Source organism: Spiroplasma endosymbiont of Amphimallon solstitiale (assembly GCF_964030965.1).
In the GTDB taxonomy this organism is placed as follows: domain Bacteria; phylum Bacillota_I; class Bacilli_A; order Mycoplasmatales; family VBWQ01; genus Spiroplasma_E.
Map to the genome: position 1 here is coordinate 902,591 of NZ_OZ034999.1, position 15,431 is coordinate 918,021.

The following is a 15,431-nucleotide window of genomic DNA, read 5'->3' on the forward strand; positions in this document are numbered from 1 at the left end:
ATATGTGAACTTAATAATTAAAATTAAATGCAAAATTTTAATTTCAGGAATTAGGGAGAACTGTAATGGCAAGGTTAAATAAACGCGAAAAAGCGAATAATAAAAAAATGGTGTCTACTAATAAAAAAGCAAAAAAAAGTTTATTTAAGAATGCGTTACTATTAAAACAGACTTTAGTTGCTACATGAAAAAGTAAATTACAATTAGTTATTTTATTATTACTTACTGCTTTTGCAACTTCGTTGGTTACTGGAAGTTGAATATCGTACGTTAGAATGATTGAAGGAAGCAATCAATTAGGATTAAATGATCTTAAGTTTGATACTGTTTTACCTTATTCACCAGTGTCACAAGGTATTAAACAAATTGCTAATCAAGCTTTTAGTTTAAAATTAGGTCGATTTTATGTTCAAAATGGAACTGATAGTAAAAGCACTAAAGCGCTTTATTTTGATGATACAAAAATAGGCACAGATCAAGAAATCCTACCAATCACTAAAGATAACTTAACTATTGATTATACTCGTGATAATACAGGTAATATTACTGGGTTTAATGATATAAGATGAACAAATCCGGATAATCCTTTAGTTTTTAATTTGAATAATAATAATGTTAAAGCAAGCATCTATGGTCAATTATTATTAAAGTCAAAAAATGCTGCTAATGAGAATTTAAAAAATCATTTTAAAACAGCAGCAGATGATTTATATCGTGCTGTTTTTTTAAAAAAAACAGCACCCAATATTCTTCAATCTATTAATACTTTTATTAAGGAATGGATTACAAAACATTCAACAGATCCGATATTAAAGGAGACTGATAATGATAAAGTTACCACTTGAATTTTAGAAAATAAAATAAATTTTAGATCTTCTTCTAATGATGCTACTATTCCTGATAGTGTTAATTTACAAGATCAAACAGAAAGAAATGAACTTTTTATTAAAGTAGTTAAGGAAACTGAACCTGATCCAAGATTAGATAATGATTATGGTATGAATGGTCAATGAATGAGAATTTATCGTAATTTTTCTGCAACAGAATCAGATAGTAACATTTATACTAATTTTATTAGTACTTCTATTGGTTATCATTCACCTTTTAACTATAATATGATTAGTGATGGCACTGAAAGAGACGCTTTTTCTTCATATTTAATTCGTGCGGTTGCAGCATTACAAATGCGTGATTTATATGTTCGTAATCAATTTACTGCCAGTGCTGGAGTAATTAATAATACTCAAATTAATACTAAAATTATTGATATTGGTTTACCTAATGCTTTAAATCATACTAATCTAAAAGTATTTGAAGGTGTTGCACCAACAAGTAAAAATGAAATAGTTATTACGCCACAATATGCAAGAAAAAATAAAAGTAATAAAGCGTATAAACCAGGCGATCATATTAATATTAATGGTACTGACTTTATTGTTAGTGGTATTGGTGGTGATGCTTATGATATTTATCCAACAATTAGTGACTTAGATCCAATTCCCAATACAAGAACTGAATTTATTGCTTATGTTACACCTTCAGCATGAAATGATGGAGATTGATATAAGACAGCAGATAAAACTGATAATACTTTAATGTATTTTACAAAATGAAATAATGTTCCTAAAAATAGTATTCATGAATTTGATGTTGATTTATTTAATGATTTTTTTCAAAAAACAATATTTAGTGATAATGGTGTTAGTGATTTAAATCAATATGATTATAATAAGTATTTAGTTGAGAAATATGGTAATACAGATCCAACACCACAATCATCTTCTACATACCTTATTAATCCAAATCCTGTAGTTACAAGTAGTAATAGTCAGTTTTCGCTTTATAATAGTAAAGAAAAGATATTTAATTCAGCAATAATTGGATTTTTATTTGCAGCAATAGCAGGAGTATTATTTTTACTAACGGTTGTTATTTTTATTACCACTTTAATTGTTAAAAAAGCAATCCAACATGGACAAGTTTCAATGGGTATTTTAAAATCAATAGGTTATAAAACATGACAAATTACGATTTCTTATTTGGCATATCCATTATTAACACTATTAATTGCAATTCCAATTGGCTGAATTGTTGGTCTTGTAATTCAGGTATATTTAACTGAGATTTTTAATACTTTATTTGTTTTACCATATAATGTTTTTAACTTTGATGTTGTTCCGTTATTTATTTCAATTGTTTTAATTATTGGTTTTATTACAATTGTTACTTTATTAACTGCCTTTCGTCTTTTAAAACGTGATCCTCTATTTTTAATTAAAAAAGATAGTGATTTGGCTTTAGGTGTTCCTAAAAGTAGAGCTAGCAAGTTTTTACAAAATAATTTTCGTCTTCGTTTTTTATTATCATTATCAAAAACTAGTTGAAAAAAAATTTTAGTTACTTCAGGAGTTATTACTTTAGCTTCACTTTCAATTGTAGCAACAACACTAGTTCCTGCCACTATTAATAGTTTAAAAGTTAATTATTTCAAAACTCAAAAATATAAAAATTATTATGAGTATCAAACACCAATGCCGAATATGCCAATGAGTAAATATGGATTATATTCATGAGATTTTTTTAATCGACCAAACGGTGAGAAATATTATCCAACTTATGGTGCTATGCCTTGACCTGAAGATAAAATTGTTTATGATGAGAAAAAGGCACGTGTTGGATGGTATAATCCATTATTGTTTAAAAAAGAAAAATTAACTAATAATTTTGCTGATATTTTTACTTTTGATTCATCTTTTCCTGAATCTGAAAGAGCAGAGTTTATAAAAAAAATGTCCTCTTATTATCAAGAACAATCAACAGGGACATTAGATCTTAATGATTTAGTTTGATCATATAGTTGATTAGGTGGCAAAGCTTTTAGTAATCAGTTAATAACTGATTTAAGTAAAGAAGATAATACACCATCAAAAATATTTTCATATAATATTGTTAATTTTGCAAGTGGCCAATTACCTAATATTTTGCAAGTTCCCAATCCTATAGTGCCACCTGGTCCAGAGGCAATTAAAGAAATTTTAAAGCAAGTATTACCAGGCTTTGTTCGTCAGAGTATTGATAGTTTGCCAAGACCTAATATTAAAGAAGATCCTTATGATTATTTTAGTATTGGTCATAATACTATTGCTTTTAATCCAAAAACTACTAATAATGGTGATATTAATGGACCAGATGAAGAATTAGTAACACAGTTTAAAGTTGGTGTTGATGAAAGTACAAAAATTGCTAAAAAAGAACTAATGGATGTTATTGGTATTAATCCCAATACTGCGATGTTAGTATTAAAAAATGATGAAGTTAAAGCTTTAAAATATAATGCTAATGCTAATGCTATTCCAATGGTTATCAATCGTACTTTTCAATCTAAATTTGGATTAGATGTTGGTTCACAATTTAGTGGTGTACCACAAGTTAATACTCTATGTTATAAAAATATTGATGGTAAAAGTGTTCCTTTACCAAAAGAAAATTGATATTACGGTGAAACACCACCAACAGATTCTTATACTACAAATGGTGGCATCTGATCAAAAAGTGGAACAAAATGAAATTATCGTGGTGATCAAAAAATAAAATTATCTGATAATAGTAAAGAATATAGTGATATCCATGGTACTAGGTATAATGGTATGTATGATGAAAAAGGACAACCAATTATAAATAATGAACCTAGTACTTGAAATAATGTTAATGATATTTGATTAAAATTGCCTTCTGATATTAGTGGTAGTGCTAAAAGTGGTAAAATTCCAACAGCTGATAATGCTAAAACTATTGATTTTGATTTAACACGTATTTCCGATTCAACAGGTAAATGAATTAGACCTTTTTCATATGATTTGGTAAAGCCATATAATGGATTTGATCCTAAAGATCCATTAAGTATTTTATTAAACCGCCCAGCAGAATGATTTATGGGAATGGTTAATAATAATATTTTAACTAAAGAAAATAATATTAATGCGGATAGTTTACAAGCAGATATTAAAAATAACATGCCAACATGATGAAAAAATATTACGGGTAATGATAATCCACTTCATACATATCAAGTTGTGGGAATTCAAGATTCTTATGATACTCCTAAAGCCTATGTTGATCAAAAATGAGCTAATGAAATTATGGGTTATAGTTATATTGATGATAATCCTTATTATTCAGGAACGGATGTATTTCAATGATTTAATGGTAAGTTAAGTGCTAATGCTAATGTTTTTGATTTAATTGGAAGAATGAGTTTTAAATCAAATTTAGATGATTATACTATTTATGCAACCACTAGTTTAAGTGGTAATCAAAATATATTAATGGTCAAAAAAAATTATTTATTATCAAGACAACAAGCAATGCTTACTAAAATGTCAGATATTGCTTTCAGTGCTAGTGCTTTATTTATTGTGACAACGATTATTTGTTCAATATTAATTGTTATTATGATTACTGATTTATTTACCGATCAATTTCGTCGTTTTATGGCTCATATGAAAGCAGAAGGATATACTAATTGAGAAATTAATTCTTTTACTTTAGGTATTTTTACACCTTGAGCATTACTTGGTTATATTGTAGGGTTTGGCCTAGGTTTCCTTGCTATTTATGGTTTAATTTCTATTCTTACTAGTTTTGTTGGTGTGGCTTTACCATTTACAATAACATGATGAATATTACCAGTAAGTTTTACCATAATTGGTGGTATATATATATCAACATTTATTATCAATAATTATGAATTAAATAAAATGAATTTAATTGAATTATTAAAATCTGATGAATAAAATAAAGTTCACTAAAGAATGTTTGGTAAATTTAAATATTTAAATTTACCAAATTAATAGTCAAATATGTATACTTTATTTGAAAACTAAATATAGTTTTTAACTCATTACTTTATTTTAAAGTAAATGGGTTTTTTATTTTGAAAGGAGAAAAAAAGAATTTTGAAAGATGAATCATTAATTTCTAATTATTATGATATATTAAATGTATTACCAACAGCATCAGTAGCAGAAATTAAAAAAAATTCAAACAGACTGCTCTAGAAACTCACCCAGATAAAAATAATAATCCTCAATCAAAACTTAAAATGCAAGAATTGAATGAAGCAAAAAGAATATTAACAGATGAAAACTTAAGAACCTGTTTAGAATCTTTTTAATAAAACTGAAATAAATGAAAGAACAACCATTTGTAAACTAGTATTTAGTTTTCTTTCACAATTTTTTCATAATCTTCTGTATTTTTCTAATCAAGCAAAGCTTCGTTCTACAATTCATCTTTTTGGTAATACTACAAAAGTATGTAATTCATTACGTTTTATCACTTCAACATTTGCATTTATGATTGTTTTGATTTCAGAAGCAAATTTTTCACCAGTATAACCAGCATCTACTATTATTTTTTGAACTGCAGAAAGATTTTCTTTTTCATTTTCAATCATTATTATAGCGCTATTACGATCTGTTTTTTCTGCTGTGGTTATGTAAATTGCATGTGGTAAACCTTGAGAATCAACAACAATATGACGTTTTATGCCTGAAATCTTTTTACCAGCATCATAACCTTTATTTTCGGTAGTATCTGTATTTTTAACACTTTGCGAATCAATTATACAAAAACTAGTTTGTTCTTTGCGATTATTATTGATACGAATTTTTTTAACTAATTTTTTTTAAAATTAATTGCAATACACTAGGTTCTTTACCATTATTTTTACTTCAAATTTGAAAATAATAATATACAGTTTGTCATTTTGGAAAATTTTTTGGTAGCATTCTTCATTGACAACCACTTTTTAATACATATAAAATTGCACAAAATACTTCATATAAATCTAAACTTCTTGGTTTTGTTTTCTTTTTGCTATTTTCTAAAATTGATTTTATGTTCTCAAATTGTTCTTTGGTGACATGACTTGGATAATTTTTATGCATATATACCTCTTATTTTAAAATATATAATCATTTTACATTATTTTCGAAAAGATTCTAAACAGGTTCTAAGAAAAGTTTTTGATCAAAAACTTTTTATTTACTTTTTACAAAATGGTAATAATAAGGAAGTTATTTATTTTCTTACTAATAAAATAAATAATTTAAATATAAATGAAAAAGATAATTCCTTTAATTTTGTAGAAAAGTAATGATACATGATAAAGTGTTATTTTTAGAGAATTTTTACACTAAATAATGTTACTTTTAACAAATTTTTAATTAAAAATAATATTTTAAGTGTAAATTGATGAATAATTTTTGGTCATCCATACTTTTCTACATAATTAAAAGATAATTCTGGTAATACTCCTTTACATTATGCATGTTTTCATAATTTTTTAGAAACTGCAGATCTATTAATTGAATATGGCGCTAATATAAATGCCAAAAATAATAAAGATAATACTCCTTTACATTATGCTATAATGGGTAATGCTGATTTAAAATGTATTAACTTATTAATTGATAAAGGTGCTAATTTTATTGAGAAAGATAAAATGGGTAATGATAGTTTATCTTTTGCCAAAGATTTTTTAAAAGATAAGAAAGTTTCTGAATTTTTTTTAAAAAAATGAAAAAATTAAAAATAAAACAAAATCAACAAATTTTATTAAATATAACTAAAAGAATTACCAATATTGAAAGAGATATTGCACATTTTGAACAGAAAAAAATAAATTCAGTATTAAATTATATTATTATTATTTTTACTTTTGGTTGTGTTAATAAGAACAAAGATATAAATAAGGATATTTTAATTAAGACTGATCAACTTAAAAATTTATTATTAGAAAAAGAAATTGCTAATAATGAGAAACATGTATTTGAAGAAAAAATAAACCGATTAAGTTTTAATAAAACTAAAAAAATAAATGCAATGGATTTACAAAATCAACCTTCAACAAGTGGATATAAACCATCAAATTCATCATGTATTTAATAAAACAAGTTAAAAAGATTGCTTTTGCAATCTTTTATTTTTAGCTAAAATCAAGAAAAATTGATTGATATTTTTTGGATTTATTATTAAATTAAAATATAATAAATTACTTATTAAATAAAACTTTTAAATCGTACTATTAATATTTTAATAAAATTAAAGTATTAATGTCATAAATAACTAGTTATTTATTGGTATAATAAACAATGTAGGTGAAAATATGGCATTTTTTAAAAATTTAAAGACAAAATTATTTGGTCAAAAGACAACTAAATATGATCAGGGCCTTAAAAAGTCAAGAACATTATTTGCATCTAAAATTAAAGCATTAGCAGCGCGTTATCATCAACTTGATGAACAATATTTTGAAGAATTAACTGAAGTATTAATTTTAGCAGATGTTGGATACAAAATGGCAGAAACTATTACTGATGAAATTCGTCATGAAGCCAAAATCCAAAAATTAACAAAACCAAAAGATATTAATGATATTATTATTGATAAAATGTTTATTATTTATACTGATGGTCAGTTAGTTTCTACAAGATTAAATTTTAGTAGTAATAATATTTCGTTATTTTTAGTTGTTGGTGTTAATGGTAATGGTAAGACAACATCAGCAGCTAAATTAGCAGCTAAATTAAAGACACAAGGTAAAAAACCAATTCTAGTTGCTGCTGATACTTTTCGTGCTGGTGCAGTTGAACAATTGCAAATTTGAGCAGAAAGAATTGGTATTCCTTGTTATTTAGGAACACCAAAGCAAGATCCAGCTAGTGTTGTTTATGCTGGAATTGAAGCAGCTAAATCTGAAGGTTGTGATGTTATTATTGTTGATACAGCAGGGAGATTAGAAAATAAAGTTAATTTGATGCAGGAGTTAAAAAAGATTAATAAAATTATTACTCAGAAATTAGGGCATGAAGCTAATGAAACATTGTTAGTAATTGATGGTACAACTGGACAAAATGGTATTAATCAAGCGCAAGAATTTATGAAAATTGTTTCTTTGACTGGCATTATTTTAACAAAAATGGATGGCACTGCTAAAGGTGGCATTATTCTTGCTATTAAGGAAGAATTAGATATTCCTGTTAAATTAATGGGTTTTGGTGAAGGTATTAATGACTTGGAAGAGTTTGATTTAGATAAGTATATTTTTAGTTTAACAAGTGATTTGTTTGTGGAGTATGAAAATGAATAGTTTAGAAAAACAAGTTTTATATTATAGTTTATTTGCTTTTTATAATACATTATTAACAGCAAAACAAAAACAATATTTTACAAATTACTTTATTGAGAATTTATCTTTACAAGAAATCGCTGATTTACAAAAAGTATCACGAACGGCTGTTCATGATAGTCTACAAAAAGTTATTATTTTATTAAATAAATATGAAAGTAAGTTGCATCTTTATGAAAAATATAAACAACGACAAGTAATATATGAAAAATATACGGAAAAGTTTAATTTTATTAAAGTTTTACAAGAAATTGATAAAATAGAATAAAGCAGGTGGAAATTAATGAAAATTTTAATAATTGGTGATATTTACAGTATTGTTGGTAGACAAATGGTTAAATATTGAATTCCTAAAATAAAAAAGGAATATGAAAATCAATTTAAGATTGATTTAGTAGTTGCGAATGGTGAAAATACTACTCATGGTAAATCATTATGTAAAAAACACTATGATGAATTAAAAAATGCTGGTATTGATATTATTACTACCGGTAATCATATTTTTGGTCATCCTGATGTTGCTAAGTATATTAATACAACTCCCGATTTATTGCGTCCTTTAAATTATAATCCTTATCATCCAGGTAATGGTACAATTTTAGTTAAAGTTGGTAATAAAAAAGTGCGTGTAACAAACTTAATTGGTCGTACTTTCATGGATAAATCTGATAATCCTTATTTTGCTCTTGAACAACTTATTACGATTGATAAACAAAATAGTGAAGAAAAAAGTGACATTCATATTATTGATTTTCATGCTGAAGCAACAGCGGAAAAGTTATCTTTTGCTTGAAATTTTGATGGTCAAGTTACTTGTGTGGTAGGAACTCATACTCATGTTCAAACAGCAGATAATCGTTTATTACCAAAAGGTACTGCTTTTATTAGTGATGTTGGAATGACAGGTCCGTTTTATTCTATTATTGGTGCTAAAGCTGAAGAAGTTATTATTCGTGATAAAAAAAGTATGCCGGCAAAATTTAGTCCAGCTGATGGTGAAGGTCAATTTTCAGCTGTTTTATTAACTATTAATGATGAGACAAATAAAGCACAAAAAATTAAACGTATTTTTATTCATCCACAAGCACCTAATTTTAAAATTTACGAATAATTACAAATATAGGAAGGGACTAACTTTAACATGATATGAAATAATGCTAATTTTTTTACTGATAAAAATGGTTTATATTCGATTTTAATTGGGATTAGTATATTAATTATTTTAATAATTTTAAGAATTTTATTAATGGCAAAAATTAAAGACAATGTTCATGTACAACAAGCTGCTGAAATACGAGAAAAGGTAATTATTTTACGTGATGGTTATGAAGTAAAATTATTTAAGCAAATGGTTGATAAAAGTACAGTCATTATTATTGGTGCTCATGGCTTGCAAGGTCAAAAAGATGATTTTAAATTATTAAGTTATTTTTGTAAAAAATCACAACTATCTTTGATTACTTATGATCGAAGAGGTAATGGTAAAAATGGACAAGATTGAAAATTTAAATCATTAGGTACTGATATTAATGATTTAAAAGATATAATAAGTGCAGTAAAATCTAAATATCCTAATCAAAAAATTATTGTTTTTGGTGAATCATTAGGCGCAGCTATTGCTAGTCATGCTGTTAAAAATAATTCACAAGTATCAGCATTAATTACTAGTAATTTAGTAACTAAAAAAAATCTTTATCAATTTTCATTAAGTTTTATTATTTGTTTTTGTTTTGCTTTTATTTTTAATTCTAATATTCAAATGCCAATCTATGTTGAAAATCAAGATATTTCTAGTAATAATGCTCATATTACTAATATAAATCAAAGATATAGTAATCGTCAAAATTGATCATTACGTTTTTTACTACAATTTAAAAAAATTAATAAAAAAAGTATAATGGAAATTAGTAATTCAAAACTTCCAACGTTAATCTTGCAAAGTGCTGATGATGTATTTAGTGATTTTCATCAACTTAAAATTAATAAAAAATATTGGAAGAAACATCATAGTTATGTTTTTATTTTTGATGGTAAACATGCTTTAATTAATGAACCTAATATTAAAGATATATTTGATAATGAAATTATGCCATGAATTACAAAAAATATTTTACTTGAGAAAGGTTAAAAAATATGAAATTAATACCTAATATTACCCATCCTCTTTTTACTAGTGAGTCTGTTGCTCCTGGTCATCCTGATAAGATTTGCGATCAAATTGCTGATGCAATTTTGGATGCTTTTTTAAAACAAGATCCACATGCCAAAGTAGCATGTGAGGTTTTTATTACTACAAATTTTGTTTTAATTGGTGGTGAAGTTCATAGTCATGCTCAAGTTGATTATCAAGCAATTGCGCGAAAAGTTATTACTGAAATTGGTTATATAAATGATGAAATTGGATTTAATGGTTTTACTTGTGAAATTAAAGTGTTAATTCATGAACAATCACCTGATATTTTACAAGGTGTTGAATTAAAAAATCATCAAATTGGTGCTGGTGATCAAGGAATAATGTTTGGTTATGCATGTCAGCAAACATTAGAATATATGCCATTAGCAATTGTTTTAGCACATGAATTAATTAAACGAGCTACAAAATTACGAAAGGAAAAAAAATTTAAGTATGCACTTCTTGATATGAAAGCGCAAGTTACTATTGATCAAGAAGACCCTAAAAATTTAAAAATACATACTATTTTAATGAGCATTCAACATCAAGCAAATTATGATGAAAAACAATTTAAAACATTTATTCATAAAGAAATTATGCAATATATTGCTAATAAATATCATTTAAATCTTGATTTTAAATATTTAATTAATCCAACTGGTAAATTTGTAATTGGTGGACCTGCTGGTGATACTGGTTTAACAGGAAGAAAATTAATGGTTGATACTTATGGTGGAGCTGCTTGTCATGGTGGGGGAGCTTTTTCAGGAAAAGATCCCACTAAAGTTGATAGAACGGGTGCTTATTATGCTAGGTATATTGCTAAAAATATTGTTGCTGCTAACTTAGCAAAGATTTGTGAAGTACAATTAGCTTATGCAATTGGTTCAGGAGTTCCAATTGCAATATTTGTTAATACTCATCAAACTATTATTTCCGGTTTAACAGAGGCAAAATTAACAGAAATAATTTATCAAGTCTTTGATTGTTCTGCTAGTGCTATGATTGATAAATTAGAGTTATTTAAACAAAATTATCAACAATTATCAACTTATGGTCATTTTGGTAGAAATGATTTACAATTACCTTGAGAGAAATTAGATAAAGTTAGTTTATTGAAAACTTATTTACCAAAAAAATAAGATGGGGAGAAATATTTTATGTTTTTAGAAGTAATAGCTACATCTTTAAAAGATATAGAAAAAATTAATAATTCTTTAGCTAATCAAGTTGAGCTTTGTACTGCTATGGAATTTGGTGGTTATACTCCAAGTTATGAATTGATTGCTGAAGCATGTAAAATTTCATTGAAACCAGTAATGGTTATGGTTAGAAATAATAATAATGGTTTTAATATTAGTGATAATGATTTTAAAATCTTTAAAAGAGATATTGAATTTATTAAAACAACTCATGCATCAGGTATTGTTTGTGGTATTTTAACTAAAGATAATAATATTGATGTTGAAAGAATGAGTGAAATTATTAAATTAGCAAAGCCTTTAAAAATAACTTTTCATCGTGCTTTTGATGAAATTTTTAATAAAAAACAAGCTTTAGAACAGTTAGTAAAATTAGGTGTTACTACAGTTTTAACTTCTGGTGGTCAAGATAATATTGTGAATAATATTAATAAATTTAAAGAATTAAAGAAATTAAATTTACCAATAAAAATTCTTGCTGGCGGTGGAGTTAATTTAGAAAATGTTAATGTTTTATTAAAAAATGGTATTAATGATATTCATATTGGAAAATGTGTGCACGAAGATAATAATTTTAATAATCCTATTAATTATAAATTAATTAATAATATTAAAAATATGGCATAAATAATAAAAAGTTTTTTAATAGATAAGATTAAACATTTAACAAGGTTACTGTTCTTTTAATACAAAAGAACAGTAACCTTTATTGATGGTTTATTATTATAATTAATTGCATTGATTTCATTTTTATTAGATTCTAAAGAACATTGTTTTGTTAAAATTTTTTCTACTTTTGTATGTTTTTGTTTTTGTGCTCTTATTAAAGCAGTTTCACCACGTAAATTTATTTGATTAATGTCAGCATCATTGGCTATTAATAAATCAACTACATTTAAATGGCCATTTTTAGCGGCCTTTGTTAAAGCAGTATTGCCAAATTTTGTTTTATGATTAACATTAGCACCGTTTGTTATTAAAAGATTAACTATTTCTGTGTGACCTTGTTCAGCAGCTAGTGTTAAAGCAGTATGATCACCATTGATTTCATTTTTATGATTAACATTAGCACCGTTTGTTATTAAAAGATTAACTATTTTTATGTAACCTTTTTTGGTAGCTAATAATAAAAGTGTATCATAATCTTTATTTATATAATTAACATTAGCACCGTTTGTTATTAAAAGATTAACTATTTCTGTGTGACCTTGTTCAATAGAAAGTGTTAAAGCTGTATCTTTTGTGTTATTTATATGATTAACATTAGCACCGTTTGTTATTAAAAGATTAACTATTTCTGTGTGACCTTGTTCAGCAGCTAACATTAAAGCAGTATCTTTTGTACTATTTATATGATTGATATCAGTATTATTTTCGATTAAAAATCGAACTATTTCAATGTGACCATAATCAGCAGCTGTTATTAAGGCACCCTCCATATCGAACTTATTGTTATCAGAATTAAGTAGTAAAGTTTTAACTGTTTGTAAGTCACCTTCTTCAATAGCTGTTAAAAATTTATTTTTAGGCATTTCTTTATCTTCCTTTTCTAAATTAAAACAAAAAACCTATTTATTTTGAAATAAAGTAAATAGGTCAAAAACTTATATTAAATTTTAATAATATAATATCATATTTTCTTTACTAGTAATAGATAATTATCATTTTTAATTAAAAAATAATTTTAAAATACCTGAATTGTAAAATTAAAAAGGACACTTATATAAAAATTAAATTGTGTTAATTCTATAATTAAGAAAAGAAAGGAATTAGCACAATGTATAAGTATCTGACTATTGAATCAATAATAGCAATAAAAGAATATAAAAGTTATGGATTTTCGATTCGTAAAATAGCAAAAGCCATTGATTATAGTAAATCAACTGTACATAGAGTTTGTAGATTATTAAATCAAAACTTATTGCCATTAGAAATATTGAATAAAATTCAAAAAAATAAACAAAATGCAGGTAGAAAATTAATAATTTTAACTTTAATAGAAATTAATACTATTAATCATTTGTTAATTACTAAAAATTATGCTCTTGATATAATTGCTAATTTTTTAAAGGAAAATAAAATAAAAAGTATTTCAACAAAAACTTTATATAACATGTTTAAAACAAATCGAATGGGTTTTGATGAAAATAACTTATTGAGAAAAGGAAAAAATAAACCTCACAAACAAAAAGAAACTAGGGGCAGAATTAATAATTGTAAGTCTATTCATGAAAGAAATTTAATCATTCCTAATATTAAAAATATAGAAGAATTTGGTCATTTAGAGGGTGATACTATCATTGGTAAAGATCATAAAAGTTCTATTATTACTTTAGCTGATATATGATCAAAAACCACAATTCCTTTAGCAACTAAAAATAATAAATCAGAAAATATTACAAAAAGTATAATAAAATTTATTTCAAAGTTACAAAAAGGAACAGTTAAAACTATTACTTTTGATCGTGGTAAAGAATTTAGTAAATGAAAATTAATCGAAAAAAATTGTAATGTTAAGATTTATTTTGCAGATCCTGGTAAACCTTGTCAAAGAGGTTTAAATGAAAATAATAATGGTATTTTAAGAAGATATTTACCAAAATCTACAGATCTATCTTCATATAAACAAAAAGATTTAAATACTATAGCATTTCAAATTAATTCTACACCCAGAAAATCACTATCTTATAAAAGACCAATAGATTTAATACAATTATTTTAAAAAACTGTCCCATTTATATTTACAATTCAGGTTTATATAAATTTATTTTATCTAAAACTCTACTTTAATTAAATCTTTAATTAAATAACATCCTTAACAATAGTAATGCCATTTTTAAGCATTGAATATCATGCATATTGATTTAAAATATGAGCTGGATGCTCTGGTTGATCATAAGTATTTGTCATTGTCATTGGAACAATAACATTTACTTCTTTATTGTGCTGATTAAATCAAGTTTTACAACTAATAGCAAATTGATAAATACAAATATCAGTACAACAACCAACAATAATAATGTTATCCCATTGTAAATTTGGCTTAAAATCAAAAGCAAAAAAACCATTAGTACTATTTTTTTTAATAATCTTAATATTGTCAAATTTTAATTCTTCTACTAACTCTGATTCAATAGTATTTTCCAAACAATGACTAGAAAAAGTATGAAATTCGGGACTATGTTCATTATGAGCATCATTAAAAGCAATAACTTTAGTTTCATTAGTATTTACTTTTGCTAATAAATTTTTAATTGGTTTAATAATTGAATTAATATTAGGTGAAAATAAATTTCCTTTTTTAGCAAAGCCATTAACCATATCAACAATAAATAAAATATTATGACCTTTTAAAGTTTTAAAATCTAAATTAACTGTTTTATCCAAAGTTTTATTTATCATTTCAATAAATGAATCATTATTTTTCATTATTCACCTCTATTTTTTAAAAATTAATCGTTTAATAATAAATCAAATTATACTACAGCCAGAACAAATTGGCATTAAGAAAATAGTAAAAATAATTCCTACTTTTAAAAAGAAAATATCTACTGTTATTCCCTGACTACTTTGATAGGTTAAACTATCAATTACACCATTTATATAAATAAAATTAAATCCATTAAAAATGTTATCTATTTTAATACTTAATAACATAATTAACCCTAATAATAAAAATATAAAACCAGAAAAAAATAAAATAGTAATTATTTTTTCATCAAGAGGTAATTTTTTTCATCAATTTTTAGTTATCATTATTATCACCTATTTTTTTTAATTATATCATTGTTATATTACTGCTATAAAATAAATAAAAAAATTCTTACTTTAATGTGAAAAATAAGAATTTTTTTTTAATTTTGTA

Annotated in this window: 14 protein-coding genes and 1 pseudogene; 11 read left to right on the forward strand and 4 right to left on the reverse strand. The window is 24.9% G+C overall.

Features of this window, described 5'->3' with window-relative positions:
• Positions 1-107: 107 nt before the first annotated feature.
• Entirely contained in the window at positions 108-4,793 is a 4,686-nt protein-coding gene (locus tag AAHH39_RS05560; protein WP_342219143.1) for an ABC transporter permease, read from the forward strand.
• A 251-nt stretch (positions 4,794-5,044) separates the two neighbouring features.
• Positions 5,045-5,173: pseudogene (locus AAHH39_RS13345) on the forward strand (DnaJ domain-containing protein); the annotation flags it as partial.
• Here AAHH39_RS13345 and AAHH39_RS05565 read toward each other — a convergent pair.
• A protein-coding gene (locus AAHH39_RS05565) for an IS5 family transposase (protein WP_425288908.1) occupies positions 5,159-5,948 on the reverse strand; the annotation gives its coding sequence in 2 pieces (ribosomal slippage) (positions 5,159-5,686 and positions 5,688-5,948; 789 coding nt in all). The pseudogene AAHH39_RS13345 and the gene AAHH39_RS05565 sit on opposite strands and share 15 nt — an antisense overlap.
• Positions 5,949-6,292: 344 nt before the next feature.
• Here AAHH39_RS05565 and AAHH39_RS05570 point away from each other — a divergent pair.
• From AAHH39_RS05570 to AAHH39_RS05605, 8 genes are all read left to right on the forward strand, one after another.
• Positions 6,293-6,592 (forward strand): ankyrin repeat domain-containing protein, encoded by a 300-nt coding sequence (locus AAHH39_RS05570; RefSeq protein WP_342219325.1) that lies wholly within the window; start codon positions 6,293-6,295, stop codon positions 6,590-6,592.
• Positions 6,580-6,948, forward strand: a complete 369-nt coding sequence (locus AAHH39_RS05575; RefSeq protein WP_342219144.1) for a hypothetical protein — start codon at positions 6,580-6,582, stop codon at positions 6,946-6,948. Before AAHH39_RS05570 ends, AAHH39_RS05575 begins: the two co-directional genes overlap by 13 nt.
• A 220-nt stretch (positions 6,949-7,168) precedes the next feature.
• Positions 7,169-8,152 (forward strand): signal recognition particle-docking protein FtsY, encoded by a 984-nt coding sequence (ftsY, locus tag AAHH39_RS05580; protein WP_342219145.1) that lies wholly within the window; start codon positions 7,169-7,171, stop codon positions 8,150-8,152.
• A complete protein-coding gene (gene ylxM, locus AAHH39_RS05585) occupies positions 8,145-8,459 on the forward strand; it encodes a YlxM family DNA-binding protein (RefSeq protein ID WP_342219146.1) in 315 nt (104 codons plus the stop codon). Before ftsY ends, ylxM begins: the two co-directional genes overlap by 8 nt.
• A 15-nt stretch (positions 8,460-8,474) precedes the next feature.
• Positions 8,475-9,302: a TIGR00282 family metallophosphoesterase gene (locus AAHH39_RS05590; protein WP_342219147.1), complete on the forward strand. Its 828-nt coding sequence runs from the start codon at positions 8,475-8,477 to the stop codon at positions 9,300-9,302.
• 30 nt (positions 9,303-9,332) lie between these two features.
• Positions 9,333-10,319, forward strand: coding sequence for an alpha/beta fold hydrolase (locus tag AAHH39_RS05595; protein ID WP_342219148.1), 987 nt, complete (start codon positions 9,333-9,335; stop codon positions 10,317-10,319).
• A gap of 11 nt (positions 10,320-10,330) precedes the next feature.
• Positions 10,331-11,506 (forward strand): methionine adenosyltransferase, encoded by a 1,176-nt coding sequence (gene metK / locus AAHH39_RS05600; RefSeq protein ID WP_425288921.1) that lies wholly within the window; start codon positions 10,331-10,333, stop codon positions 11,504-11,506.
• Positions 11,507-11,524: 18 nt separating this feature from the next.
• On the forward strand, positions 11,525-12,193 hold the full coding sequence (locus AAHH39_RS05605; protein ID WP_342219150.1) for a copper homeostasis protein CutC: 669 nt from the start codon (positions 11,525-11,527) through the stop codon (positions 12,191-12,193).
• Positions 12,194-12,249: 56 nt separating this feature from the next.
• Here AAHH39_RS05605 and AAHH39_RS05610 read toward each other — a convergent pair whose 3' ends face one another.
• Positions 12,250-13,098 carry an ankyrin repeat domain-containing protein gene (locus tag AAHH39_RS05610; RefSeq protein WP_342219151.1) on the reverse strand — a complete coding sequence of 283 codons (849 nt, stop codon included), beginning with the start codon at positions 13,096-13,098 and terminating at the stop codon, positions 12,250-12,252.
• 245 nt (positions 13,099-13,343) lie between these two features.
• On the opposite strand from AAHH39_RS05610, the gene AAHH39_RS05615 reads away from it, so the two are divergent.
• Positions 13,344-14,288 (forward strand): IS30 family transposase, encoded by a 945-nt coding sequence (locus AAHH39_RS05615; RefSeq protein ID WP_342217458.1) that lies wholly within the window; start codon positions 13,344-13,346, stop codon positions 14,286-14,288.
• A gap of 80 nt (positions 14,289-14,368) precedes the next feature.
• On the opposite strand, the gene AAHH39_RS05620 is transcribed toward AAHH39_RS05615, so the two are convergent.
• Positions 14,369-14,995, reverse strand: coding sequence for an isochorismatase family cysteine hydrolase (locus AAHH39_RS05620; RefSeq protein ID WP_342219152.1), 627 nt, complete (start codon positions 14,993-14,995; stop codon positions 14,369-14,371).
• A 9-nt stretch (positions 14,996-15,004) separates the two neighbouring features.
• On the reverse strand, positions 15,005-15,322 hold the full coding sequence (locus tag AAHH39_RS05625; protein ID WP_342219153.1) for a hypothetical protein: 318 nt from the start codon (positions 15,320-15,322) through the stop codon (positions 15,005-15,007).
• Positions 15,323-15,431 lie beyond the last annotated feature (109 nt).